General features: G+C 69.0%; 22 protein-coding genes. 16 read left to right on the top strand and 6 right to left on the bottom strand.

The window, feature by feature from the left end:
* Positions 1-6: 6 nt before the first annotated feature.
* The 3 genes from ACFQ9K_RS03795 to ACFQ9K_RS03785 are packed head-to-tail and all read left to right on the top strand — an operon-like array spanning position 7 to position 3,067.
* Entirely contained in the window at positions 7-1,005 is a 999-nt protein-coding gene (locus ACFQ9K_RS03795) for an ABC transporter substrate-binding protein (RefSeq protein WP_378722207.1), read from the top strand.
* Complete coding sequence (entS, locus tag ACFQ9K_RS03790) at positions 1,002-2,231, top strand: enterobactin transporter EntS (protein ID WP_378722208.1); 1,230 nt, start codon at positions 1,002-1,004, stop codon at positions 2,229-2,231. Before ACFQ9K_RS03795 ends, entS begins: the two co-directional genes overlap by 4 nt.
* Positions 2,231-3,067: a siderophore-interacting protein gene (locus ACFQ9K_RS03785; protein WP_378722209.1), complete on the top strand. Its 837-nt coding sequence runs from the start codon at positions 2,231-2,233 to the stop codon at positions 3,065-3,067. The genes entS and ACFQ9K_RS03785 overlap by 1 nt, the downstream gene beginning before the upstream one ends.
* A gap of 22 nt (positions 3,068-3,089) precedes the next feature.
* Here ACFQ9K_RS03785 and ACFQ9K_RS03780 read toward each other — a convergent pair whose 3' ends face one another.
* A complete protein-coding gene (locus ACFQ9K_RS03780) occupies positions 3,090-4,049 on the bottom strand; it encodes a purine-nucleoside phosphorylase (protein ID WP_378722210.1) in 960 nt (319 codons plus the stop codon).
* Between the two features lie 149 nt (positions 4,050-4,198).
* Between ACFQ9K_RS03780 and gndA the strand changes: the two genes are divergently transcribed.
* Positions 4,199-5,653: an NADP-dependent phosphogluconate dehydrogenase gene (gene gndA, locus ACFQ9K_RS03775; RefSeq protein ID WP_378722212.1), complete on the top strand. Its 1,455-nt coding sequence runs from the start codon at positions 4,199-4,201 to the stop codon at positions 5,651-5,653.
* 64 nt (positions 5,654-5,717) lie between these two features.
* Here gndA and ACFQ9K_RS03770 read toward each other — a convergent pair whose 3' ends face one another.
* Entirely contained in the window at positions 5,718-6,179 is a 462-nt protein-coding gene (locus ACFQ9K_RS03770) for a hypothetical protein (RefSeq protein WP_378720280.1), read from the bottom strand.
* A 452-nt stretch (positions 6,180-6,631) separates the two neighbouring features.
* On the opposite strand from ACFQ9K_RS03770, the gene ACFQ9K_RS03765 reads away from it, so the two are divergent.
* Both ACFQ9K_RS03765 and ACFQ9K_RS03760 read left to right on the top strand, forming a co-directional pair.
* Positions 6,632-7,966 carry a S8 family serine peptidase gene (locus ACFQ9K_RS03765; RefSeq protein WP_378720282.1) on the top strand — a complete coding sequence of 445 codons (1,335 nt, stop codon included), beginning with the start codon at positions 6,632-6,634 and terminating at the stop codon, positions 7,964-7,966.
* A gap of 9 nt (positions 7,967-7,975) precedes the next feature.
* Positions 7,976-8,227, top strand: coding sequence for a hypothetical protein (locus ACFQ9K_RS03760; RefSeq protein ID WP_378720283.1), 252 nt, complete (start codon positions 7,976-7,978; stop codon positions 8,225-8,227).
* 60 nt (positions 8,228-8,287) lie between these two features.
* On the opposite strand, the gene ACFQ9K_RS03755 is transcribed toward ACFQ9K_RS03760, so the two are convergent.
* On the bottom strand, positions 8,288-9,265 hold the full coding sequence (locus ACFQ9K_RS03755) for an alpha/beta hydrolase (protein WP_378720284.1): 978 nt from the start codon (positions 9,263-9,265) through the stop codon (positions 8,288-8,290).
* Between the two features lie 341 nt (positions 9,266-9,606).
* Complete coding sequence (locus ACFQ9K_RS03750; protein ID WP_378982765.1) at positions 9,607-10,578, bottom strand: alpha/beta hydrolase; 972 nt, start codon at positions 10,576-10,578, stop codon at positions 9,607-9,609.
* 696 nt (positions 10,579-11,274) lie between these two features.
* Here ACFQ9K_RS03750 and ACFQ9K_RS03745 point away from each other — a divergent pair.
* Positions 11,275-12,255, top strand: coding sequence for a hypothetical protein (locus ACFQ9K_RS03745; RefSeq protein WP_378720286.1), 981 nt, complete (start codon positions 11,275-11,277; stop codon positions 12,253-12,255).
* A gap of 139 nt (positions 12,256-12,394) precedes the next feature.
* A complete protein-coding gene (locus ACFQ9K_RS03740) occupies positions 12,395-13,147 on the top strand; it encodes an SAM-dependent methyltransferase (RefSeq protein WP_378720288.1) in 753 nt (250 codons plus the stop codon).
* On the opposite strand, the gene ACFQ9K_RS03735 is transcribed toward ACFQ9K_RS03740, so the two are convergent.
* Both ACFQ9K_RS03735 and ACFQ9K_RS03730 read right to left on the bottom strand, forming a co-directional pair.
* Positions 13,144-14,460: an ATP-binding protein gene (locus ACFQ9K_RS03735; protein ID WP_378720320.1), complete on the bottom strand. Its 1,317-nt coding sequence runs from the start codon at positions 14,458-14,460 to the stop codon at positions 13,144-13,146. The genes ACFQ9K_RS03740 and ACFQ9K_RS03735 overlap by 4 nt on opposite strands.
* On the bottom strand, positions 14,460-15,164 hold the full coding sequence (locus ACFQ9K_RS03730; RefSeq protein ID WP_378720289.1) for a response regulator transcription factor: 705 nt from the start codon (positions 15,162-15,164) through the stop codon (positions 14,460-14,462). Before ACFQ9K_RS03730 ends, ACFQ9K_RS03735 begins: the two co-directional genes overlap by 1 nt.
* Before the next feature lie 200 nt (positions 15,165-15,364).
* Here ACFQ9K_RS03730 and ACFQ9K_RS03725 point away from each other — a divergent pair, with 200 nt between their 5' ends.
* From ACFQ9K_RS03725 to ACFQ9K_RS03690, 8 genes are all read left to right on the top strand, one after another.
* Positions 15,365-16,843, top strand: coding sequence for an alpha/beta fold hydrolase (locus ACFQ9K_RS03725; protein ID WP_378720290.1), 1,479 nt, complete (start codon positions 15,365-15,367; stop codon positions 16,841-16,843).
* A gap of 270 nt (positions 16,844-17,113) precedes the next feature.
* Positions 17,114-18,025, top strand: a complete 912-nt coding sequence (locus tag ACFQ9K_RS03720) for a dihydrodipicolinate synthase family protein (RefSeq protein ID WP_378720292.1) — start codon at positions 17,114-17,116, stop codon at positions 18,023-18,025.
* A gap of 42 nt (positions 18,026-18,067) precedes the next feature.
* A complete protein-coding gene (locus tag ACFQ9K_RS03715) occupies positions 18,068-19,534 on the top strand; it encodes an aldehyde dehydrogenase (NADP(+)) (RefSeq protein WP_378720293.1) in 1,467 nt (488 codons plus the stop codon).
* Complete coding sequence (locus tag ACFQ9K_RS03710; RefSeq protein WP_378720294.1) at positions 19,531-20,742, top strand: NAD(P)/FAD-dependent oxidoreductase; 1,212 nt, start codon at positions 19,531-19,533, stop codon at positions 20,740-20,742. Before ACFQ9K_RS03715 ends, ACFQ9K_RS03710 begins: the two co-directional genes overlap by 4 nt.
* A gap of 64 nt (positions 20,743-20,806) precedes the next feature.
* Positions 20,807-21,115: a (2Fe-2S)-binding protein gene (locus tag ACFQ9K_RS03705; RefSeq protein WP_378720296.1), complete on the top strand. Its 309-nt coding sequence runs from the start codon at positions 20,807-20,809 to the stop codon at positions 21,113-21,115.
* Positions 21,112-22,605 carry an NAD(P)/FAD-dependent oxidoreductase gene (locus tag ACFQ9K_RS03700; protein WP_378720297.1) on the top strand — a complete coding sequence of 498 codons (1,494 nt, stop codon included), beginning with the start codon at positions 21,112-21,114 and terminating at the stop codon, positions 22,603-22,605. The genes ACFQ9K_RS03705 and ACFQ9K_RS03700 overlap by 4 nt, the downstream gene beginning before the upstream one ends.
* The gene (locus tag ACFQ9K_RS03695) at positions 22,605-23,606 is read left to right on the top strand and encodes a proline racemase family protein (protein WP_378720298.1); all 1,002 of its coding nucleotides are present in this window, start codon (positions 22,605-22,607) and stop codon (positions 23,604-23,606) included. The genes ACFQ9K_RS03700 and ACFQ9K_RS03695 overlap by 1 nt, the downstream gene beginning before the upstream one ends.
* A gap of 44 nt (positions 23,607-23,650) precedes the next feature.
* Positions 23,651-25,084, top strand: a complete 1,434-nt coding sequence (locus ACFQ9K_RS03690; RefSeq protein ID WP_378720300.1) for an amino acid permease — start codon at positions 23,651-23,653, stop codon at positions 25,082-25,084.
* Positions 25,085-25,127: the final 43 nt, after the last annotated feature.

Here is a 25,127-nt window from a genome sequence, read left to right as displayed (position 1 = left end):
CTCGTCATGTCGCTGTACCGAAAGACGGCCCGCCTGCGTGCCGCCGTCGCGCTGCTGATCCTCGCGCTCGTCGCGCTGGTGGCGGGCTGCACCAGCTCCGCCACGGACGATTCGAGCAAGTCCGGCACCAGGGAGGTGCAGACCGCCAAGGGCGCGGTCACCGTGCCCGCCGACCCGCAGCGCATCGTGGTGGTCAACGGCGTGCTCGCCGGATACCTCTTCGACCTGGGCACCAAGGTGAAGGCCGCGGATCCGCGCATCCTGGGCGTAACGATGAAGCCCGGTGAGTTCCCCGCCGCGTGGGCCGCGGATGCCAAGCAGCAGGGCACCGTGGCGGTGCCCTCCGGTGACGACATGAACCTGGAGTTCATCGCGGCCCAGCAGCCGGACCTGATCATCGGCGGCGGACCGGGCTACCCGGGCCAGCAGTCGATCAACAACTACGACAAGCTCACCGCCATCGCGCCCACCGCGCTGGTGCCGTCCAACGCCACCGACTGGCAGGACCAGCTGAAGTCGGTGGCCGACATCGTGAACCGTTCCGCGAAGGTCGACAGCCTGATCACCGCCTACAACGACAAGGTCGCGAAGGTGAAGGCGGGCATCAAGCTGCCGCAGGGCGCGGCCGCGGTCATGCAGTCCCGCAAGGACGGCAAGCCCACCCTGATCGCCCCGAACACCTCGCTGGCCACGCTGCTGTCCTCGGTCGGCGTCACCATGGACGACAAGGTCGAGGCGAAGGCGGGCAACCCGGCCCGGCCCGCGGCCGGTGACTGGGTGAGCTTCAGCCCCGAGCTGCTGAGCACGGTGGTCGACGCGCCGGTGCTGTTCGTGATCACGCTCGACGGCGGCCGCACCATCGCCCAGCTGAAGGAGGACCCGCTGCTGGCCAAGCTGCCTGCCTTCCAGAACGGTCAGCTCTACGAGCTGCCGGCGACCAGCCAGCGTCCGGATTACCGCACCGCCATGGCCACTCTCGACCTGTTGGCGGAGCGCTTCAAGTGACATCGTTCGGTGGCTTGCTGATCGACACCTCGCCACTGCGGGCCAGCCGGGAGTTCCGCAACGCCTTCGCGGCCCGGCTGATCTCGGTGCTCGGCATCGGCCTGCTGATGGTGGCGCTGCCCGTGCAGGTCTACCAAGCCACCGGATCGTCGCTGCACGTCGCCGGCGTCACCGCCGTCACCGCGGTCTCGCTGTTCGGCGGAAGCCTGGCGGGCGGGGTGATCGCGGACCGGTACGACCGGCGCGACGTCATCCAATGGGCGCGCAGCGCAGCCGGTTTCGGCTTCCTCGCGCTCGGCCTGAACGCACTGCTGCCGGATCCGTTCCTGGCCGTCATCTACGCCGCCGGCGTGGTGGACGGCCTGGCCGGTGGCGTCAGCGGATCGGCGCTGATGGCGCTGATTCCCACGCTCGTCGGCCGGGAGAAGGTGGCCGCCGCGGGCGCGCTCACCTCGCTCACCACCGACCTCGGCACCATGGTCACCCCGGCGGTGGCCGGGCTATTGATCGCGAAAAGTGGTGTCGGACTTGCCTTTTTCCTCTGTGCGGGCGCGACGGTCGCCACCGTCGGACTGATCCGGTCCATCGGACCGCAGCCGCCGCCGCAGCGGGAGATCGCGCATCCACTGCGCGAGCTCGCCATCGGCATCACGTTCGCGGCCAGACACAAGGTCATCCGGGCCGCGCTGCTGACCGGCACGATCGCCATGCTGGTGAGCGGTCCGCTGGTGCTGCTGCCCGCGCTGGCGCACGACGAACTCGGGGTCGGGACAACAACTCTCGGCCTGCTCTATGCCGCACCCGGCGCGGGCGCGGTGCTTGGCTCACTGACCAGCGGCTGGATCGGGCGCACCCAGCGGCCCGGTCGGGCGCTGCTGATCTCGATGGCGGTCATGCCGATCGGCGTCATCGTCGCCGGGCTCTGGCCGCATGCCGCACTGGCCTTTCTCGGCCTGGCCGGATTCGGTCTGGCGCGGGCGCTGAATATCGTGCTGCGCTATACGATCCTGCAGCAGCAGTCCCCGGAGGAGCTGCGTGGCAGGCTCTCCGGCCTGCTCATGGTGCAGGCGGTGACCGGGACCGCGGTCGGCTCGATGACAGCCGGCCTGGTCGGCCAATTCTTCGCGCCCGGAACCGCTCTGGTGATCTACGGGCTGTCCGTACTGGTGTTGGGCGGGTTGGCGGCGGTCGCCGCCGCCCCGCTGATGGGAAAGGAGAAGCCCTGATGGATCGTGCCGGTTACGCCGAACGCATCGCCGAGGTGCTGTCGGGCGCGCACGGAGCCAAGGTCGGCTACCCGATCGGGCTGTGCGCGGTACAGGTGCTGCGCACCGAGCAGGTGGGCGCGGGCCTGATCCGCATCACCTTCGGCGGCGCGGATCTCGCCGACTTCCACAGCTATGTGCCGGATGAGCATGTGCGACTGGTGTTTCCGGACGAGGAGGGCGTGCTGCGCCTGCCAAGGAAGGACGGGCTCTCCCTGGAGTGGGGCAAGCCGCGTCCGGTGTCGCGGGAGTACACCGTTCGGCGATTCAGCGCCGCGGACCGGGAACTGGATATCGACTTCGCCGTGCATCCCGGCGGGCTCGCCTCGGACTGGGCGCTGGTCGCCGCCCCGGGCACCCCGATGCACATCGCCGGCCCGCCCGGCGGCGTGGTCGTGCCCACCAGCTACGACAGGTATCTGCTCGCCGGCGACATCACCGCGCTGCCCGCCATCGCGCGCTGGCTGGAATGGCTGCCGCGCGAGTCCGCCGGGTGGGCGGTCATCGAGGTGGGCGGTCCCGAGGAGGAGATCCCGCTGGACGCGCCCGCGGGCTTCGAGGTGCACTGGGTGCATCGCGGCCACACCGCGCCCGGCACCGGCGATGCCTTCGAGAAGACGCTGCGCGCCATCGAAGTGCCTGCGGGAGAACGGACCTACGTCTGGCTGGCCGGCGAGTCGGGCGTGCTGAAGCCGCTGCGCCGCTGGGTGCGCGGCGACCTCGGCATCGATCCGAAGGACTACCTGATCGCCGGGTACTGGAAACGCGGCGTCGCCGACTACGACCGCGACGAATGAGAACCGCTACCGGCCGGCCCGCTCAGCGAGCCGGCTGGTACCGGTTCTTCAGGAAGTAGTCGACGACCGTGCGGCCCACGGTGTAGCCGTTGTCGAGGGACAGGCGGAAGCCCGCGGAATGTTGCTCCAGGTGGTCGAGCACGCTCTGGCCCGGGTAGGGCTGATCGAAATTGCTCACCGTGCGCAGCGACAGGTAGCGGTCGAGGTAGCCGTGGCGGTCCAGGACCGCGGCGGTGGCGTTGTCCTCCATCTGCGTGGTGCAGTAGGTGCCCTGGCCGTTGGTGCGCACGCCCATGATGTAGCGCGCGGTGTCGGAGAGTTCCTTGCCGGAGAACCAGTCGTCGCCGGTCATGGTGTCGCACTTGGTCACCGCGGGCTTGCGGTCGCCCTGACCGAACTGGACGCGTTCGGCCGCGGCCTCGGGACTGTCCGCGAGGGTGGCGTGTTCGGTGAGGCCGAAGGCGGTGTCGATGAGTTGATCGTTCAGGCGATAGGCGGCGGTGTTGTAGTTCTCCACCGGGCGGTAGCCGTAGGGCAGGCCCGGCGCCTCGGCGGGGATCAGATGGTTGCCGAGGTCGAAATCGACGACCCAGCGGGCCCAGGTGGCCGAGCCGAGGGTGGCCTGGTCCGGCGGCGCGCCCGCGGTGCCGACGGTGAGGAAGTGGGCGTTGGTGAAGTCGAGCTTCGGGCTGTCCAGCACGGCCATCATGGTGGCCGCGGCGTTGGCCTTGCCCTGTCCGGTCTCGGCGACGCACAGTCCGTCGGCATTGCAGTGCACCGGCTTGTACGAGGTGGGGACATCGACGGTGATCGGCAGCGACTCGCGTTGCAACCAGGGCTCGACCTCGGGATCGAACATCGTGATGACCAGCACGCCGACCTTCACCGGCGCCGCGGACGACTCCCCCGCGCCGCCGCACCCGGTCGCCATGGCGACCGTCGTGCATACCGTCAACGCGACTATCCAGCGACGTAGTGGCATCGGATGATCCTATGACAAGCCCCCTTGCCGCGAGTCGTGGACCGCGACCAACCGACAATCGCGGGACGCCACCCATGTAGGTTGGACGACAGGTTTTCTTGCGGCACCAGCGTGGCGAAGTCCGCGCCGAGTGAAAGGCCTTATTCAGCATGACGTCATCGGCGGGATCGAACGCACGCGCCCACATCGGGGTCACCGGCCTCGCGGTGATGGGAAGCAATATCGCGCGCAACTTCGCCCGGCACGGACACACCGTCGCGCTGCACAACCGCAGCATCGCCAAGACCGACGCGCTGCTCGCGGCGCACGGCGACGAGGGCGACTTCGTCCGCACCGAGACGATCGAGGAGTTCGTCGGCGCGCTGCAGAAGCCGCGCCGGGTGCTGATCATGGTCAAGGCCGGCGATCCGACCGACGCGGTGATCGAGGAACTCGCCGCCGCGATGGACGAGGGCGACATCATCATCGACGGCGGCAACGCGCTGTTCACCGACACCATCCGCCGGGAGAAGTCGCTGCGCGAGCGCGGCCTGCACTTCGTCGGCGCGGGCATCTCCGGCGGTGAGGAGGGCGCGCTGAACGGTCCGGCCATCATGCCGGGCGGGCCCAAGGAGTCCTACGAGGTGCTCGGCCCGCTGCTGGAGTCGATCGCGGCGCAGGTCGACGGCACCCCGTGCTGCACGCACATCGGGCCGGACGGCTCGGGCCACTTCGTCAAGATGGTGCACAACGGCATCGAGTACGCCGACATGCAGCTCATCGGCGAGGCCTACCACCTGCTCCGCGATGCCGTCGGCTACGACGCCAAGCAGATCGCCGACGTGTTCACCGGCTGGAACCAGGGCGAGCTGGAAAGCTACCTGGTCGAGATCACCGCCGAGGTGCTCAACCAGGTCGACGCCAAGACCGGCAAGCCGCTGGTCGACGTCATCCTCGACGCGGCCGAGCAGAAGGGCACCGGCCGCTGGACGGTCAAGGCGGCGCTCGATCTCGGCGTCCCGGTCACCGGCATCGCCGAGGCGGTGTTCGCCCGCGCGCTGTCCGGCGCCACCGATCAGCGCCGCGCCGCGGTCGGGCTCGCCTCGGGGCAGCTCGCCGACAAGCCGACCGATGTCGAGCAGTTCACCAAGGACATCGAGCGCGCGCTGTACGCGTCCAAGGTGGTCGCCTACGCCCAGGGCTTCGACCAGATCGCCGCCGCCAGTACCGAATACGACTGGAACCTGCGCCCGGGCGACCTGGCCACCATCTGGCGCGGCGGCTGCATCATCCGGGCCCGCTTCCTCAACCGGATCAAGGACGCGTACGACACGAACGCGCAGCTGCCGAGCCTCATCCTCGATCCGTTCTTCCGGGAGGCCATCGAGAACGCCATCGACAGCTGGCGGCGCGTGGTCGCGGCGGCCGTGCGGCTCGGCATCCCGGTCCCCGCCTTCGCCTCGTCGCTGGCCTACTACGACGGCCTGCGCGCCGAGCGCCTGCCCGCCGCGCTCACCCAGGCCCAGCGCGACTACTTCGGTGCGCACACCTACGAGCGCATCGACCTGCCGGGCAAGTTCCACACGCTGTGGAGCGGCGACCGCAGCGAAATCCAGGCCGACTGAGCGACTTCGCCCGAGCGCCCGGCCCGTCCAGCGGCCGGGCGCTCGTCGTTTATCCAGGGGCAGATCAGCTGACCTGGTACTCCACGCTGCATTCGCCGTTGGTGTAGTTCGCGCCCTCGCCGTGGTTGAAGACACCGAGGTTGAACAGGACTCGGCCGGGCTTGGTGGGAATGCCGGTGACGGTCAACGTGTTGTCCGAGCCCTTCACCTGGGCGGAGGTGTCGGCTACCCCGCTGCGGCCGGTGTCGATATTGGCCCAATTGACCGAGAATTTCTGGTCATAGGCCACATCCGTCCCCGCGTTCGTGTGGACTTTCAGGTCGACCGAACCGCCGGCGGACGTCGCGAACACCTCGCTGGACGCAGGCGTCTGGAACGGTTCCACCGGGACCGGGTAACTCATCGTGCAGAGCGGCGCGGACGGGTCGTTCGGGGCGGCAAAGGCCGCGGGCGCGCCGACGGCGGCCACGGCGAGGCAGGTGATCGCGGCGAACCGCAATAGGCCAGAGCGGATTCCTGATTTCATCGAACCGTCCCATCAATCATCGAGATGAACTGGATGAACACGATTGCCGTGCCGCGGAATAACGGTCGGCAACGTCGGCAACCGACACAAGCCTAACCACCGAATCCGCGGTACGGCAATGTCCGAGAAAGCGAAAAACGCTCTAGCAAAAGGGATCTCGGCGCACCAGACGTCAATACCTGTGTGGCCCAGCGTTTCTGTCCACTACCTGCTGAGACCTTTGCCGAAACCCACACCGGGCGCGGCATCCGCGGCAGGCGGGCAGCCGCTGTCCGGTGTGTCCGATCCGCATTCAGCAAAACGCGTTCGCCTCCCGCACTGTGATCCGCGCCACGCAGTTCGGTAAAATTGCTGGCAGCTTGCGGCTATTCCGGTCGCCGTTGCGCATCGACCCAGCGGCACTTTGCACGCCAGGCGCGAATTTTGCCGGGCGGGGCGGCATCATGGCAGATATGCGCGTACTGATTCAGCTTCGTCCGTCCGTCGATCTGATTACCGCAGTGGCCGATCGCGCGGTTCCGGTCGCCTCCGCCGATGTTGCCGGGCAACTGCCCGGGCTGGTCTTGGATCACACCTACACACCGATCGCGGTGCCGAAACCCGTTCCGGCAGTGCCCGATGCCGATCAGTCGCGGTATTCGCTCGCACCGGAGCACGCGACGGTGCTGGTGCGCGGCGAGATCGACGACGACGGCATCACCGACGCGGTGTCGCGATTGTCGGCGGCCGGCGGCGTCACCGGGGTTTTCGCGGATCCGGTTATCCAGACCAACCTCACCTGTGGCGACACGCCCGCGGTCGGTAACTGGCACGACGTCGAAACCCTCTTGCGCCACGGCGATCTGGCGGCCGCCGGCCTGGACGGCACGTCGGTGGCGCTGGCCATCGTGGACACCGGCATCAACGCCGCGAAGGTCAAGCAGGTGCGCGGCGGCTCGGTGACCATCGACAAGGCGCGCAGCTGGAATCCCGCCGGCGTCACCGGCACCGCGGGCGAGTTCCCGGTGGACCACGGCTCGATGTGCGCCTTCGACGCGCTCATCGCCGCGCCGAAGGCGTCGCTGCTCGACCTGCCGGTCCTGCAGAGCCGACGGCAGGGCGGCACCGTCATGGAGGGCCTGCTGTCGGACGCGCTGGCCGGGTACGCCCACCTGCGTACCGTGCTCACCGATCAGCCCGCCGCGTCCCGGGCCCTGGTGATCAGCAACAGCTGGGGTTCGTTCTCGCCGAGCTGGGATTTCCCGGTCGGCGCGCCGGGCAATTACTCCGACAACCCGTCCCACCCGTTCAACGTGATCGTCGGCTCGCTCGAAGCCGCGGGCGCCGACATCCTCTTCGCCGCGGGCAATTGCGGGCGGGACTGCCCGGACGGCCGGTGCGCCTACCCGAACAAGCCGATCGGCGGGGCCAACTCGCATCCGAGCGTGCTCTCCATCGGCGGCGTCGACACCGCGGGCAAGCGGGTGGGCTATTCGTCCCAGGGCCCCGGCCGGTTGACCGACCGCAAGCCGGACGTCTGCTCCTACACCCATTTCCTCGGGTCGACGGCCTTCGGCGCCACCGAACCGGACACCGGCACCTCCGCGGCCACGCCGGTGGCGGCGGGTCTGGTCACCGCCATCCGCACCCGCTGGTCGGCGACCGCGCTGCCGCCGGCCCGGCTGCGGGAGTTGTTGCAGCGCAGCGCGACCGCCCAGCCCGGGGGCTACAACTACGACTACGGGTACGGCGTCGCCGACACCACGGCGCTGCTCGCGGAGCTGAACCGGGCGGCCACCCGCGCGTAACGTGGAGGCATGCCGCTGCTGACCGTCCGGCTCCCGCAGGAGGCGACCCTGGACGCCGCCCTGCGGGAGTTGAAGCTCACCGTCGACGATGTGGACACCGCCTACGGCCTGGTGGCCGTGGATCCGGCGAACGGCCTGTATGCCCTGCGGGTGACCGACGCGGCCGCGGCCCGGATGAGCTCGACCGGGACCGAGATCTTCGCCGACCCGCGCATCGAGCCCGGCAACGAATCGCCTTTCGACCCGAAACCCCGTGCGTGAGAAACGATTCCGGAACGACCGAGCCCGGCGCCGCTGATCGTCGGTGCCGGGCTCGGGTGGTTACCGGACGATCGAGTCCGCCCAGTCGATGACGGCGGCGCGATATTCGGCGGTGTTGGGCGCGAGGTTCACCGAATGCCCGGAACCGGGCAGGACAAAGGTGCGCAGCTTGGCGTCGGGACCGAAATACGGCGCCTCGGCGGCGTGCAGGGCCGCGCTGTCCGCGCAGATCGAGAAACCCGGCCCGCAGGACAATATGTCCTTGCTGCCGTTGACCACCATGGTCGGCGCGGTGATCAGACTGGACATTCCCGGCAGCGTGGACAGCAGGCCGTCGGGATACTCGGTGAGGGAGAAGGTTTCCTTGGTCGCCTCGTCGGCGGCGACCACCTTCGGATCGAAATTGTCCGGTCCGTAGAAATCCGCGGCGCGGGAGCCTGGGCGCGACACCAGATAGCCGGGGTCATAGCCGCGGCCGGCGAAGGCCGGATCCTGGGCGGCCGGATAGTACGTGCCGATCACGCCGAGCACGCCGGGCACGTACAGCGTGTGTGAGTACCCGGTGAGCAGCACGCCGTCGACGTCGTGATACTTGGTGGCCTCCATGACGGAGGTGCCCGAACTCAGCGAATGCCCGCCGGTGATGATCTTGCCGAACGGCTTCGAGCCCGGCAGGCCCTGCCGCAGCTGCTGCACGATGAGGTGCAGCGCCTCCGCGGTGGCCGTCGCGGTCAGGGTCGCGCTCGGCGGCCTGCTGCTCGCGCCGTTGCCGAGCCGGTCGACCACCAGCGTGGCGTAGCCCGCCCCGTTCATCGCGCGCCGGAAATTGTATGTCCCCGGCTCGTACTGGAAATCCCAGTAGGAACCGTTGTAATTGGATCCCGCCATCAACACCATGACGGCGTCGGTCGGCCGGTCCGTCGGCTGGCACAGTTTGCCCGCCAGTGTTCCCTGCGGCACCGGGAAGGTGATCTGCTGGCAGCGATCCGGCAGCGAAACTTCGTCCGCCTGGGCGATACCCGGCGTCAGACAGAGCATTGTTGATATGACAAAAGCCCGTATCGAGGCCCGCACGCGACCGGCTCCCCTCGGAGTTATACGCGGATAGCCACTCTGGCATCCATGTTGAGTCATCAACCGGGAGGCTAACCCGCGCGCCGGATGATGCGCAATACCTATCGCGAAGATGTGGCTACCCCGTCCGCGCGCCCCGCTCGGCGGAGATGCGTTGGCCCACTTGACAAACCGCTGCCACCGACGAGGCAACCATCGGGACCTCACCTTTCGGGCACATCGGGCGGCAACCGGCCGAGGGCGGCAGCCTTGCCGGCTCCCGCCCTCGGGTCGATCGATACCAACGCCGACCTGCGGCGAGGCGGTCAGAACAGCGACGCCAGCCAATCGCGCACTGCCGCTTGATAAGCGGCGGTGTTCAGGGCGAGGTTGACCGAATGCCCGCTACCCGGCAATACATAGGTGCGCAGCCGAGCCGCGGCATTGAAATACGGCGCTTCTTCGGCGGCCAGCGTCGCGGTGCTCGCGCAGGCGTTCAGGCACAACCGATCCTCGCTTCCGTTGACCACCATGACCGGCACATCGATCAAGTTGGTGGCCGGCGGAAGGGTGGAGGTAAGACCATCGGGATACTCGGTGAGCGAAAAGACCTCCTTGGTCGCCTCGTCGGTGGCGAGCACCGCCGGGTCGTAATCTCCGGCCCCGTAGAAATCACCCGCCCGAGTTCCGGGCCGGGTGGTCAGGTAACCGGGGTCATAACCCTTTCCGGCAAATTGCGGGTCACCCGCCGCAGGATAGTAGGTCGCCACGACCCCGAGCGTGCCCACCGTATTCAAGCTGTGCGAAAACCCGGTCAGCAGAACACCATCGACGTCGTGATGGGTACTCGCCTCGATCACCGCGATGCCCGAGCTGAGCGAGTGCCCTCCGGTGATCACCTTGCTGAACGGTTGCGCACCGGGCAATCCCTGCCGCACCGCGCCGACGAGTTGATGCAGCGCGATGACCGAACCGGTCGCCGTCAGCGTGGCGCTCGGCGGCCTGGTGCTCGCACCGTTGCCGAAACGATCGACGACCAGCGTCGCGTAACCCGCGGCGTTCATCGCGCGCCGGAAGTTGTACGTCTCCGGCGCGTACGGGAAGTCCCAATAGGTGTGGTTGTAATTGGATCCCGCCATCAACACCAGCACCGTGCCGGTCGGGGTCGCAGGCATGCACAGGGTGGCCGCCAAAGTGCCCGTCGGGGGAACGGCAAAGGAAATCGCGGTGCAGCCGCCCGGTGGTGAGGTGTCGTCGGCGTGCGCTACCACCGGAATCAGACACAGAATTGATGACACGACAAATGCTTTTAAGAAGGCCCGCACGAGACGCGCTCCCCTCGGAGTTACACGAGGATAACCACTTTGGCATCCTGATTCAGTTGTAGGTCCGGAGGTTAGACCGCGAACTAGCGAACTCGCAACGGTTATCGAAAAAGATTTGAATACTCGTTACCGTCGCAACCAGCGACGGACATGGATTGCCGCACTTGATAAATCGCGGCATTTCAGTTGGACGTGCGCTCAACTATTGATCGGTGGAATGAGTTTCGCGACGCCGACCCCGGGCGTGTCCGGATTGATCACCCCGGCAACGACTTCGACCGCTATTTCAGCCCGGCCGACGCTACGGGCAGGTCGCATTGCCGGATGAGGCTGCGGTAGCAGCGGTTTCGGTATCGACGGACACGTGGCCGTCATCGGCGGGACGTGGCGCTTCTTCGTGGTCGAGCGGCCCCGGATGTGGAGCCCTGTCGGACCTCGAGCCATCTTTCGGCGAATCATGGCCATCCCCAGTATGATTCGCGACCCTCGTCGGACATGGCGGGCCGAGCACGTAGTCCGTCGAGCCGGGAAGGTCACAGTACGACAACGAGTCGTGCCCGACCGCTCACCGGATCGCGCGCAGCAAACCGCCGGTCTAGTATCCGACCCATGGGTACGCGAGCGGTGCATTTCGTCGGAAGTTTTCCAGCGGAAAGCACAGACGCCGCCATGCGAGCGATGGTAGACAGCGCCGGCCCCCAGTTGCGCACCCTGCCCACCGGCGAGACGTGGCGCTACGAGTTCTACATCCGGCCGATCATCGAGGATCTGGTCGCGCAGGGCGCATTGGAATCGAAACGGCCCGGCCAGTGGCGCACCAGCCGGGAACGGACCATCTATCGCCCCGCGGGCGGCCGGAAACTCACCGGCGACATGATGGATCTCGGATATTTCCGCGAAGCGCAGGAGGCGGTCCCGGTATTCCGCGCGCTGTGCGCGGAACGGGATTTATCCGGTGTCACACTCCAATTGGGGATGGCAACCGACTTCACCATGGCGTTCGTCGCGCTCGGCCCCAAGGGAGTGCGGGAAAGTAAGAAAGCCTTCACCGACGCCACCGTGCGCGACATCGTGGCGATCCGGGAATTGGCCGGTGACGACGTCGTCATCCAGCTGGAGGCCACCGCGGAATTGCTGCTGATGGCCAAGACCCAGCCGCTGCACAGACTCGCCGATCGCGGGTTGGGCATCGGGCGCGGCATCGCCGAAATCGCCGCGGCCTCCCCGCCGGGCACACGATTCGGCGTGCACCTGTGCCTCGGCAGCATGAACAATAAGGCCCGCGCCACGTTGCGCACCATGCGGCCCGCCGTGGACCTGGCGAATTCGATCGCGCGGCAGTGGCCCGCCGATCGCACCCTGGACTTCGTGCACGTGCCCTTCGCCGCGGGCGACATCCCGCCGTCGGCGAAGCCGAAATTCTATGCGCCGCTTGCGAAGCTGGCGCTGCCCGAGGGCACCGCCTGCTACGCGGGCATGGTGCACGAGAGCCCGAGCGAAGCCGAACAACTGCACACGCTGCACCTCATCGAGCGGGCGCTCGGCCGACCGGTCGACGGCGTCGCCACCGCGTGCGGCCTCGGCCGCCGCCCGCGCCCGGTCGCCGACGCGCTGATGGCACGAGCGAATACACTTGCCGCGAAAGGGTGATTCGGTGCGCGGTCGGCCCGGCGCACACTCCACTGTGACATAGCACAACCACCCAGCCGGGAAGATCGCTACGATTGTGGTCGAGGATCGGGAGGACACCTTGTCGGACATAGATCGAGCGCCAGGACTCAATCCGCACGTGCCGAGCTCGGCCCGGATCTATGACTACATGCTCGGCGGCAAAGACAACTACGACGTCGACCGCGAGGTTGCGCATCGGATGCTGGCCATCGCGCCCGACACCAAGACCCTGGCCTGGTTCATCCGCCAGTTCCTGGTGAAGGCGATCGAGATGGCCGCCGACGCGGGCGTCCGGCAGTTCGTCGACCTGGGTTCCGGCATCCCGACCTCGCCGAACGTGCACGAGGTGGCGCGCAAGATCCATCCGGAAGCACGTGTGGTCTACATCGACAACGACCCGATCGTGCACGCGCATTGCGATGCGCTGCTGGCGCATTCGCCCGGCGTGACGGCGTTGAAGGCCGACATCCGCCAGCCCGAGGACATCATCGACCGGTTGAAGACCGGCTCGCTCATCGATTTCTCCGAGCCGGTCGCGGTGCTGATCGTCGGTGTGCTGCACTACGTGATGGACGACGAGGATCCGTACGGGATCGTCGCCAAGTTCCGCGACCTGATGGCGCCGGGCAGCTACCTCGCGATCACCCACGGCTCCAACGACACCCACCCGGACTTCATCACCCAGTCGCAGGACGATACCGACCAGAGCCCGTCCCAGGTCGTCTACCGCTCGCACGATCAGGTCGAGGCGTTCTTCGACGGCTTCGAGCTGATCGACCCCGGCGTGGTGCCCGCGCAGGAATGGCTCGACGACAACCTGCCCGCCACCCGCCTGGTGATCTACGGCGGCGTCGGCACCAAGGCGAGCTAGCGCCGGCGGCGCCCCGCCTCCGGTTCCCGTGGCGGGAGCCGGAAGCCGATGCGCGCGCCGGGGCCGTGTTCGGCGAACACCGTGCCCCCGTGCGCGGTGATGATGTCCGCGACAATGGCGAGCCCGAGCCCGGAACCCGGTGTGCCCTGGGTGTTCGCGGCGCGATAGAACCGGTCGAAGATGGCGGCGGTGTCGTCGGCGGCGATGCCGGGGCCCTGGTCGCGCACGGTCAGCTCGGTCCGATGAATGTGCACGTCGACCGGGGTGTCCGGCGGGCTGAACTTGATCGCGTTGCTGATCAGGTTGTCCACGCACCGGGCCAGGGCCCGGGGCCGGGCGAGCACGGACGCGGGGGCGTTCGCGGTGACGGTGATAGTGCGACCGCTGCGGTGCCGGAAGCGCTGCGCGCAGTCTTCGGCGACGGCGGAGAGGTCCAGTTCGACGGGTTCCTCGGCGGTGTGCTGATCGGTTGCGAGTTCGACGAGTTCGGCGACCAGGTCGTCGAGCGCGGCGGACTCCTGCACGAGGGTGTTGAGCACCTTCGTCTCGTCCTCGGCGCCGAGCCGGCCGCGGGCGCGCTGCAACAGTTCGGCGCTGCCGCGGATGGAGGTCAGCGGGGTGCGCAGCTCGTGACTGGCGTCCTGGACGAGCCGGTGCTGCTGCGCACGGGAGCGGCGCAGCGCGGTCAGCATGGTGTCGAAACTGCCGGTGAGCCTGCCGATTTCGTCGCGACCGGTGGGCGGCAGCGGCACCGACAGGTCCTGCGTGGTGCTGATCTGCTCGGTGGCGGCGAGCAGGCGACGGACCGGGCGCAGGATGCGCCCGATCGCCAGCCAGCTCAGCAACGCCGACAGCGCCACCGCGATCACGGTGATACCGCCGGTGCGCCACAGGAATTCGTTGTCGATCCGCTCGGACTCGTGGTAGCGCTGCGCCACCATCACCGCCCCGCCGCCGGGGCGCGGCTTGGTCAGGATTCCATACGGCTCGCCGTCCAGATCGATGTTGTATTCGGCTGTGCCGCTGCCGGTTCGGGCCACTCGATGGTCCGCCGCGGAGACCGGGAGCGACATGTGGCCCGGCAGCAGCGGGCGCGCGGTCCCGTCCGCCGCGAGCAACTGCTCGATGGTGTCGGACCGCTCGGGCAGCACCGCGGGCAGCACGGCGATGACGGCGTCCACCCGGTCGTTGAGGCTGCGATCGATCTGATTGCCGACCAGCTCGCTGACCCCGCGATACGAGGTGGCGAGGGTGACCACGATCGCGGCCACCACGGCCACGATGACGACGAGGGTGATCCGGGCGCGCAACATCACGCGGGCCGCACGGCGTAACCGACATTGCGGACGGTGTGGATCAGCCGGGATTCGCCCTCCTGCTCGGTCTTCCGGCGCAGGTAGCCGATGTACACATCGAGCGAACGGGAATCGGTGTCGAAGTCGTAGCCCCAGATGTGTTCGTAGATCCGGCTGCGGGGCAGCACGATTCGCGCATTGCGCAGCAGCAGCTCGAGCACGTCGAACTCGGTCTTGGTGAGTTCGATGGCCCGGTCGCCGCGATGCACCTCGCGGGTCGCCGGGTTCAGCGTCAGATCCGCGACGGACAGCACCTCGGTGTCCTCGTCCGGCGCGCTGCGCCGCAGCAGCGCGCGCAGCCGGGCAAGCAGTTCGTCGGTCGCGAATGGTTTGGGCAGGTAGTCGTCGGCGCCCGCGTCCAGACCGGCGACCCGGTCACCGATCTGATGGCGCGCGGTGAGCACCAGGATCGGCAGCCGGTCGCCGCGGCGGCGCAGCAGCCGGCACAGCGACAGCCCGTCCATGCGCGGCATGACCACGTCCACCACGGCCAGGTCCGGCTGGATTTCGGCCAGCATCTCCAGGGCCTGCTGCCCGTCCGCGGCCAGGTGAACGGTGTAGCCCTCGAAGCGCAGCAGTTGATCGAGGGTGCTGCGCACGTGCGGGTCGTCCTCGACGACGAGCACCGAGGCGGCGGGGGCGGACGAGTTCGGTGTGCTCACGCAGCCATTGTTGCTGGTGGATAGCGCGGTCGCGGGACTTGGCTGTTCCGTTCGTGACCGTTATCACGTGCCGCGGATTCTTACCTGATTCTGTCGTTGTCCTCGCCGACCCTTGACGTCCACCGCCCAGGATTCTCCACAACACCCCGCCGAACGCGGGAGTTGCATCGAGGGAAGGGATTTCGAGGATGCGCAACGGAATGCGGGCAGTCGCGGGTTTGCTCGCCGCGCTCGCCGCCACGACAGTGATCACCGCGTGCGGAGACAGTCGGCCGACCGGACCGGACTGGTGCCCGACGGTACCTGGCCATCAGGTCGAGTGCGGCGTGCAGTCCCGGCCGCTGGTCCAGGACAAACCCGAATTGGGCACCGTCGCAGTGAGTTACGCGCTCGTCCGGCGCAGTAACACCGACGCCCCGGCCGCGGGCACGATCGCCCCGAACCCGGGCGGACCCGGCGTCCCGCTGATCGACCACGCGGCCCAGGCCACCCAGCTGTCCGCGCAGTTGCTGACCGATCACGACCTGCTCCTTATCGACCCGCGCGGCACCGGCCTGTCCAGCCCGTTGGACTGCGGCGCGGACGAGGCCGGATACGAGATCGGCACCCGGGAATACCAGCAGCAGACGGTCGCCCGCTGCGCCGAACAGCTCGGCCCGCGCGCCGCCGGCTACACCTCGGCGGCCACCGCCGACGACTTCGACGCGATCCGCGCCCGGCTCGGCATCCCCAAGCTGGTGCTCTACGGCATCTCCTACGGCACCTACCTGATGCCGATCTACGCCGAGCGCCACCCCGACTCCGTGCAGTCCATCGTGCTCTCCGGCGCCTACCCGCCCGAGTTCGACCTGCTGTCGCGCCCCAACGCGGAGGCGGTATCGCTTGCTCTGCAACGGATCTGCGAGCGCAGCCGGGCCTGCGACGGCGCGACGGCCGTGGCCGACCTGCGCACGGTGACACAGCGCCTGGCCGCCCAGCCGCTCACCATCGCCGGCCGCACTCCCCTGGTGCTCAGCGAGAGCAAGTTCGCCACCCTCGCCTTCGAGGTGGCCAGCACCAACGTCGGCGCCGATCCGACGCAGCCGACCCTGATGGGCGCCCTGCCCGCCGCCCTGCACAGCGCCGCCAACGGCGACGACACCGGGCTGCGGCAGTGGGCCGAGCAGGCCGGCAGTGAGCCGACCGCGGAGAACCTCGACCTGTTCCTCACCGTCGCCTGCAACGACTACCCCAACCTCTGGCAGCGTCAGTCGCCGCTGCATGAGCGGGTTCAGCAGTACCGCGACGGGCTCGCCACCGCCGGACCCGACGGGGTCGGCGCCTTCAGCGCCGAGGGATTCAGCGCGGGCATGCGCGACGGCGGTGACGCGTGTATCCGCTGGCCCGCCGTCACCAGTGCATACCCGGGCCGCCCCGCCTCCGCGCTGCCGAACGTCCCGGTGCTGGTCATCTCCGGCGACCTCGACGCCATCACCCCGGACGCCAACGGCAAGCGGGTGGCCGCCGGCTTCCCGAACGCGACCTTCCTCTCCGTGCCCAACACCGGCCACGTCCCGGACCTGGAGCCCAGCGGCTGCGTCACCGACCTGGTGGCCCGCTTCATCCGGACCGGCAACACCGGACCGACCGCCTGCGTGGACTCGATCCCGCCGATCGCGGTCACCCCGGTCCCCCGCTGATCCATCCAGCTGAACCACGCCTAGCCCCGGCACAGCGCGCGCTGATCGAAAGTTGAACAGCCGCAACGTCATCCCCGCGTATGCGGACGGTGAACGCAGTCGCCGGGGCTGGGCGTCAGCGCGTTTCCAGGACCGCGAAGCAGCTGTGTCCCCAGTCACTCCGCCTCTATTGCGTGACCACCATCACTTCGCTATCTTGTGCAATGTCACACGTCACATGACATCCGGATCGAACGCTGATCCGGACAATCGCGCAGATGGAGGCTCCACATGTCCGAACCGATCACCTCAGCCGTGACCAAGCCCTGGCACGGGATCCTGGTCGCGACGACCCTGCCGTTCGCTGAGGATTACTCGGTCGACTACGACGCCTACGCGCAGCACGTGCAGTGGCTGGCCGCCAACGGCTGCCACGGGGTGAGCCCGAACGGGTCGCTCGGCGAATACCAGACCCTCGACGACGAGGAACGGGCCAGGGTGGTGCGGACGGCCATCGCGGCCGCGCCGGACGGATTCACCGTCATGCCCGGCATCGCCGCGTACGGCGCGTTGCAGGCGCGCAAGTGGGCCGCGCAGGCCGCCGAGGCAGGCGCGCAGGCCGTGATGCTGCTGCCGCCGAACACCTATCGCGGCGGCCGGGACTCGATCCTCGACCACTACCGCACGGTGGCCGAGGTCGGGCTGCCGATCGTGGCCTACAACAATCCATTCGACACCCGCATCGACCTGACCCCGGACATCCTGGCCGAACTGCACGGCGAGGGGCTGATCGTCGCGGTCAAGGAGTTCACCGGCGACGTGCGCCGCTTCTTCGAGATCAAGGAGCTCGCCCCCGAACTCGACGTGCTGGTCGGCTCGGACGACGTGCTCCTGGAACTCGGCATCGCCGGCGCGGTCGGCTGGGTCGCCGGATACCCGAACGCGATCCCCCGGGCCACCGTCGAGCTGTACAACGCCGCGGTCAACCGGGATCTGGACAAGGCGCTCCCGCTCTACCGCGAGCTGCACAAGCTGCTGCGCTGGGACTCGAAGCCGCAATTCGTGCACGCGATCAAGCTGTCCATGGACCTGGCCGGCCGCACGGGTGGCAAGTGCAGGCCGCCGCGGGTTCCGCTGGCGCCGGAGCTGATCGCGAAACTCACCGAGGACACCCGCGACCTGCTCGCCAAGGGTTACCGGTAGGCAGTCTGTAGCTCGGCGCACACGAAAGACGAGGAGTTGGCGATGAGCACGATCGAATCCGTTCGCGACACGACCGCCGAGGAGGCCGACACCATTGCCATCGCCGCCGCGACGGCCGCGAGCCCCTGGGCGGCGATGGGCCGGTCCGAGCGCGCCCGGGTGCTGGGCGACATCGCCGACCGGCTGGACGCGCGGGCCGCGGAGCTGATCCCGCTGGCGATGCGGGAGACGCACCTGGCCGAAGCGCGGCTGACCGGCGAGCTGAAACGCACCAGTTTTCAGCTGCGGCTGTTCGCCCGGACCGTGCTCGACGGTGGCTTCCTCGACGTGCGCATCGATACCGCCGACACGGACTGGCCGATGGGCGCGCCGCGGCCGGATCTGCGGCGGATGAACATCGCGCTCGGTCCGGTGGTGAACTTCGCGGCGAGCAACTTTCCGTTCGCGTTCTCGGTGGCCGGGGGTGACACCGCCGCCGCGCTGGCGGCGGGTTGTCCGGTGATCGTCAAAGCGAGTCCGGGGCACCCGGCGCTGTCCCGCGCGGTCGGGCGGCTGATCGATGAGGCGCTGACCGAATGCGGTGCGCCGAGCGGGACTTTCGGGATCGTGTTCGGGCGCGACGCCGGGGTGCGGGTGCTGACGCATCCCGCCGTCGCCGCCGCGGCGTTCACCGGCTCGACCGCGGGTGGGCGGGCGCTGTACGACCTGGCCGCTCGCCGCCCGGTGCCGATCCCCTTCTACGGCGAACTCGGCTCCGTCAACCCGGTATTCGTCACCGAGGAGGCCGCGCGGAGCCGGGCGGCGGAGATCGCGTCGGGACTGCTGACAGCGGTCAGCGCGAGTGCGGGCCAGCTGTGCACCAAGCCGGGCCTGGTCGCAATACCCGAGGAGGCAACGGTTTTCAGCGAGCTGGCCGAGCTGATCCGGAACCATCCGGTGCCCACCGGGGACCTGCTCAATGCGGAGATCGCCGCCGGGTTCGCCCGCGCCGTCGAACAGGTCCGCGCGCACGCCAACGTGGAACTGCTCGCCGGCGGCGGACCGGGCGAGGCGCTGCTGCTCGCCACCACGGCACGCACGGTATTGTCCGACCCCGACGCCCTGCTGCACGAGATGTTCGGCCCGGCAACCCTTTTGGTCAGCTATCGAAGCACCGGCGAACTGCTCGAACTGGCTCGATCGGTGAGCGGCCAGTTGACCGTCTCCATCTTCGGCGACCGAGTCGACGACACCGCGCGTGCGCTGACCGCCGCCGCGGTGGGCGCGGCCGGGCGGGTGCTGTGGAACAGCTGGCCGACCGGGCTCTCGGTGACCTACGCGCAACAGCACGGCGGCCCCTACCCGGCGACGACGGCGCCGACCACGACCTCCGTCGGCACCGCGGCGATCTCCCGGTTTCTGCGCCCGGTGACCTACCAGTCGGTGCCGGAGGATCTGCTGCCGCTCGAATTGCGCACGGACAACCCGCTTTCCGTGCCGCGCTCGATGAACGGGGCACGGGCGCGATGACCGGGGCCGCACGGGGAACCGACGTCCTGATCATCGGCGGCGGCATGATCGGATGCGCGCTCGCGGACCGGCTCAGCCTGGACGGCGCCGCGGTGCGCGTCTGCGAGCGCGGCGGGGTCGCCTCGGGCACCACGGCGCACGGCGAGGGCAATGTGCTCGTCTCGGACAAGGGGCCGGGGCCGGAACTGGTGCTGGCCCAGTTGTCCCGGCGGCTGTGGCCCGCCGTGCTCGAGCGGATCGCCGAGCGGCTACCCGACGACGCGGCCGGCATCGAATGGGAACCCAAGGGCGGCATCGTCGTTGCCACCACCGAGGCGGGCGCTGCCGCGCTCGGTGCGTTCGCCGGCGGACAGCGCGCCGCCGGAGTGCGCTGCGAGCGGCTCGACGCGGATCAGCTGGCCGCGGCCGAGCCCGCGCTGACCCGCGAGGTGCGCGCGGCGGTGTACTACCCGGAGGACGCCCAGGTCCAACCCGCCGGCGCCGCAACGGCTTTACTCGGGTCGGCGGTCGCGGCAGGCGCGGTTGTCGAGACCCGCTGTGCGGTCACCGGACCGCTGATCCGGGACGGCCGGCTGATCGGCGTGCAAACCACGCGCGGACCACGGCACGCCGACATCGTGATCAACGCGGCGGGCCCGTGGTCGGGCCCGGTGTCCGAGTCGCTCGGCGCGCCGATCGCGATCAAGCCCCGCCGTGGCGACGTGCTCATCACCGCACCGATGCCGCCGACGGTGTTCCACAAGGTCTACGACGCGGATTACGTTGGTGCGGTCGGCAGTTCCGACGCGGCCTTGCAGTCTTCGGCGGTAGTCGAATCGACCAGGGGCGGCCCGCTGCTCCTCGGCTCCTCGCGTCGCCAATGCGGCTTCGACGACCGTATCCGCTCGGACAGCATGGCCGCCATCGCCCGAAAGGCGTTGCGGCTGTACCCGATCCTCGCCGATGTCGCGATCATGCGGGCCTACGGCGGCTTTCGCCCGTACGTCGCCGACCATCTCCCGGTGATCGGCCCCGACCCACGACTACCCGGCCTCTGGCACGCGACCGGTCACGAGGGTGCCGGCATCGGCCTGTCCCTCGGTACCGCCCAACTGATCTCATCGGCGCTGGCCCGGCGACCGGACGAGATCGATATCGCCGCCTACACCGTCGATCGCCCGGCCGTCATCCTCGATCCCGCCGAACAGAGCCAGAAGGTATCCCCATGACCGTATTCGCCTACCCCCATCCACCCAGACCGGCCGGAAGCTCCCTTCGTTCGATGGGGATGGAATGAGCGCGCGTTTGATCCGGCCGGAGGCCGATTCCGTCGGGCGGGATGACCGGCCGCTGGTGGTGACCGTCGATGGCACGCCGGTTGCCGGTGTGCATGGCCAGACACTGGCGACGGTGCTGTTGGCCGATGGCCGGTCACACTGGCGCACCGGGCCCGACGGTGGTCCGCGCGGTGTGTTCTGTGGCATCGGAGTGTGTTTCGACTGTGTCGCCACCGTCAATGGGGTTCCGGATGTCCGGCTGTGCCGCCGACCGGCCCGGGACGGCGACCGGATCACCACGCAAAACCGTTCGGCGGCTCGGTGAACCGGCATGTGGTGGTGGTCGGCGGGGGTCCGGCGGGCGCCGCGGCCGCCGAAGCCGCGCTGCGCCACGGCGCGAGGGTGACGTTGATCGATTCGAACGAGGCACTCGGCGGGCAGTACAACCGGTGTATCCCGGCCGGGTACGGGGTCCGCCGACCGCTTGCCATCGGGCACGGATATGCCGCGGCGGCCCGCCGCGCACGTCTGCTGATCGAACACCCTCGCTGCGCGTACCTGCCCTGGGCGGCCGTCTATCGGATCGAGCGTCACCTCGAAGGTGGTTGTCCCGCAGTACGTGTGCTGATCGGCGCCGAGGGCGACCAGCGCGAGCACCGCGTCGTGCAGGGTGACGCGCTGGTGCTCGCCACGGGCGCCTACGACCGGGTGTGCCCGTTTCCGGGCTGGGACCTGCCCGGCGTCTACACCGCCGGCGCCGCACAGACTCTCGCGAAGACCCAGCGGCTGCTGGTCGGTGCGACCGTATTGGTCTCCGGCACCGGCCCATTCCTCCTCCCGGTCGCACAGTCGTTGGCGGACAACGGCGCCGAGGTGCGGGCCGTGCTCGAGGCCAACCCCGGTCGGCGGATCGCCGCGCACTGGGCGGCGCGTCCGTGGGAGCTGCGGCACAGCGCGAGCAAGGCCGTCGAACTGCTCGAGTACCTGGCATGCGGTGTACGGCAGCGGATTCCGTTGCGGACCTCGCGCGCGATCGTCGCGGTCGCCGGTGACGGCAGGGTGGAGGAGGCCATCGTCGCTCGCCTCGACGAGAACTGGACCCCGATCCCCGGCAGCCACACCACGATGCGGGTGGACGCGGTCGCGGTCTCGCACGGTTTCACCCCGCAGCACGAACTCGCGGTCGCCGCCGGTGCGGAGCTCTCGCCGGACGGCTTCGTCCAGGTCGATGACAACCAGCGGACGAGCGCCGAATATGTTTGGGCCGCAGGGGAAATCACCGGCATCGGTGGTGCGCAGGTCGCCGCCGTCGAGGGAACCGTGGCCGGCCTGGCCGCCGCGGGTGCGACCGCGGACCGCGCACTACAGGCCCGGCATCGCACGGCCGAGCAGTTCGTGACCCGCCTCGCGGCCGCGCACCCCATCCGTGCCGGCGTACTCGCCTGGTCGCGCCCCGACACCGTCGTCTGCCGCTGCGAAGGCACCACCCGCGGCGAACTGAGCGCCGCCTGGTCCCGCGCCGCGGGCGAGAGCTACCGCTCCGCCAAGCTCGCCACCCGCGCCGGACTCGGGCCCTGCCAGGGCCGCATGTGCGCGGCGAACATCGATGCGTTGCGCGACCGGCCCTACGCCGACGAAGAACCTTTTACCACAACGGGTCTCGCCACCGCCGGTCCCGCGTGGCGGCCCCTCGCCGCGCCGATCCGCCTGCGCGAACTCGCCGAACTCGACCCGGAGTCCGCGACCGCCCCGGCCGCTGCCGGGATAACCCCACCTGGTCCGCGATCCCCGCAACTAGACGAAGGACAGTCCTGATGCGCAGCAACAGAATCATTTCCGCGATCGACACCCACACCGAAGGCATGCCGACCCGGGTGATCACCGGCGGCATCGGCACGGTCCCCGGCGACACCATGGCCGCCAAACGCATGCACTTCATCGAGCAGCTGGACGGCCTGCGCACCCTGCTGGTCGACGAACCGCGCGGCCACGCGTCGATGAGCGGCGCGATCCTGCAACCGGCCACCACCGGCGACGGCCACTACGGCGTGCTGTTCATCGAGGTCAGCGGCCTGTTGCCGATGTGCGGCCACGGCACCATCGGCGTCGCGACGGCCTTGGTCGAGGCGGGCATGGTGCCGGTCACCGAGCCCGTCACCGACATCCGGCTGGACACCCCGGCCGGCCGCGTCGTCGCCTCGGTCGCAGTGAGCGGCGGGCACGCGGATTCGGTCACCCTGCGCAACGTGCCCGCCTACTGCGACAGCCTGGACAACGAAGTCGAGGTATCCGGCCTCGGCACAGTGCGTTACGACATGTCCTACGGCGGCAACTTCTACGCCATCGTCGACCTCGGCAAGCTCGGCCTGCCCTACGAACGCGCGCACAAGGACCGCATCCTCGACGCCGGACTGCGAATCATGGCGGCCATCAACGAGTCCCGTCGCCCGGTCCACCTGGAGGACGAACGGATCGCCGGCTGCAAGCACGTCCTGTTCCTCGACCCCGCGTCCGAGCCGACCCACACCCGCAACGCCCTGGTCGCCCACCCCGGCTGGTTCGACCGCTCCCCCTGCGGCACCGGCACCTCCGCCCTGCTCGCCCGTCAGCACGCCCGCGGTCTGCTCACCGACGACCAAGTCCTGCAGAGCGATTCGTTCATCGGCACCACCTTCTACGCCCGCGCCGTCGACACCGCCACCGTCGGCGACCGCTCCGCGATCATCCCCGCCATCACCGGCCGCGCCTGGGTCACCGGCACCGCCAACTACCTGCTCGACCCCACCGACCCCTTCCCCGCAGGCTTCCGTTTCTGACCAGCACCACCCGCTCCACTGCTCCACTGTGAAAGGCCCCGTCAATGAAGACAGTCGTCACCAGGCCCGCGCGCGCACCGCTCAGCACGAGCGGGGTCATGCGGCGAATGCCGGTAACCGTCGCCGACACCGGCGATTTCAAGAAGAGCATGGGGCTGTGGCAGTTGGTCGCACTGAGCCTCGGCGGGCTGGTCGGGGCGGGGGTGTTCTCGCTGGCCGGTGTGGTGGCCAACGAGGTCGCGGGTCCGGCGGTGCTGGTCTCGTTCGCCATCGCGATCATCGCCTCCGGCGCGGCCGGGCTCTGCTACGCCGAATTCGCGGGCATGGTCCCGCGCGCCGGGTCCGCCTACACCTATTCCTATGTCGCGCTCGGCGAGATCATCGGCTTCATGATCGGCTGGGATCTGCTGCTGGAGTACACCGCCATCGTGTCCGTCGTCGCGATCGCGGTGTCCGGCTACCTGAACTACATCACCCACTACATCGGATTCGACCTGCCCACCTGGGCGCTCGGCGCACCGGGCACCGGATCCGGGCACCGGGTCGACCTCTTCGCGGTGCTGCTCTGCCTGCTGCTGGCCTTCCTGCTCTCCCGCGGCACCCGCGAATCCGCCCGGGTGCAAACCGGTCTCGTCGCGCTGAAGATGGTGATCGTCGCGATCGTGGTGGTAGCGGGCGCATTCCACCTCAAGGCAGGCAACTACCAGCCGTTCTTCCCGTTCGGCGTCGGCGGCGCGGTCTCCGGTGCGGCCCTGGCCTTCTTCGCGGTCTACGGCTACGACGCGATGAGCGCCGCGGCGGAGGAGTCCACCGACGGCAAGCGGCTGATGCCCAAGGCGATCATGATCAGCCTCGGCATCGCCTCGGTGGTCTATCTGCTGGTCTGCCTGGTCATCGTCGGAATGGTCAACTACACCGACATCACCGTTTCCTCGCCGTTCTCCAGCGCGTTCGACTCGGCGGGCATGGGCATCCTCGGCCTGGTCATCGCGGTCGGCGCCGTCGTCGGCGTCACCACCTCGGCGTTCGCCAACATGCTCGCGGTGACCAGGGTCGGCTTCGCGATGAGCCGCGACGGCCTGCTGCCCGCCTACTTCGCCAAGCCCAGCCCGGTCCGCAAGGTGCCGTCCCGGGTGATCTGGCCGGTCGGCATCGTGTCCGCGCTGATCGCCGGCTTCCTGCCGATCCGCGAGGCGGCCGAGCTCACCAATGTCGGCATCCTGATGGCGTTCATCGTGGTGGCGCTCGGCGTCATGCGGCTGCGCCGGACCCGCCCGGACGCCGAGCGCGCGTTCCGCACCCCGTGGGTTCCGGTGGTGCCGCTGATCGGGATCGTCTTCTCCCTCTGGTTGATCAGCCACCTCACCTGGGTCACCTGGCTGCGCTTCGTGGTCTGGCTGCTGCTCGGCCTCGCGGTCTACGTCGCGTTCAGCTACCGCCACTCGAAGCTGAACGACGCCGGCCGTTCACTAACCTGATACCAGCGGTGCTCGCCCACAGGAGAAACCCGGAGCGCATTTG

Source organism: Nocardia sp. NPDC056564 (assembly GCF_042793755.1).
Lineage (GTDB): Bacteria > Actinomycetota > Actinomycetes > Mycobacteriales > Mycobacteriaceae > Nocardia.
This window is presented reverse-complemented; position numbering and strand designations above follow the sequence as displayed.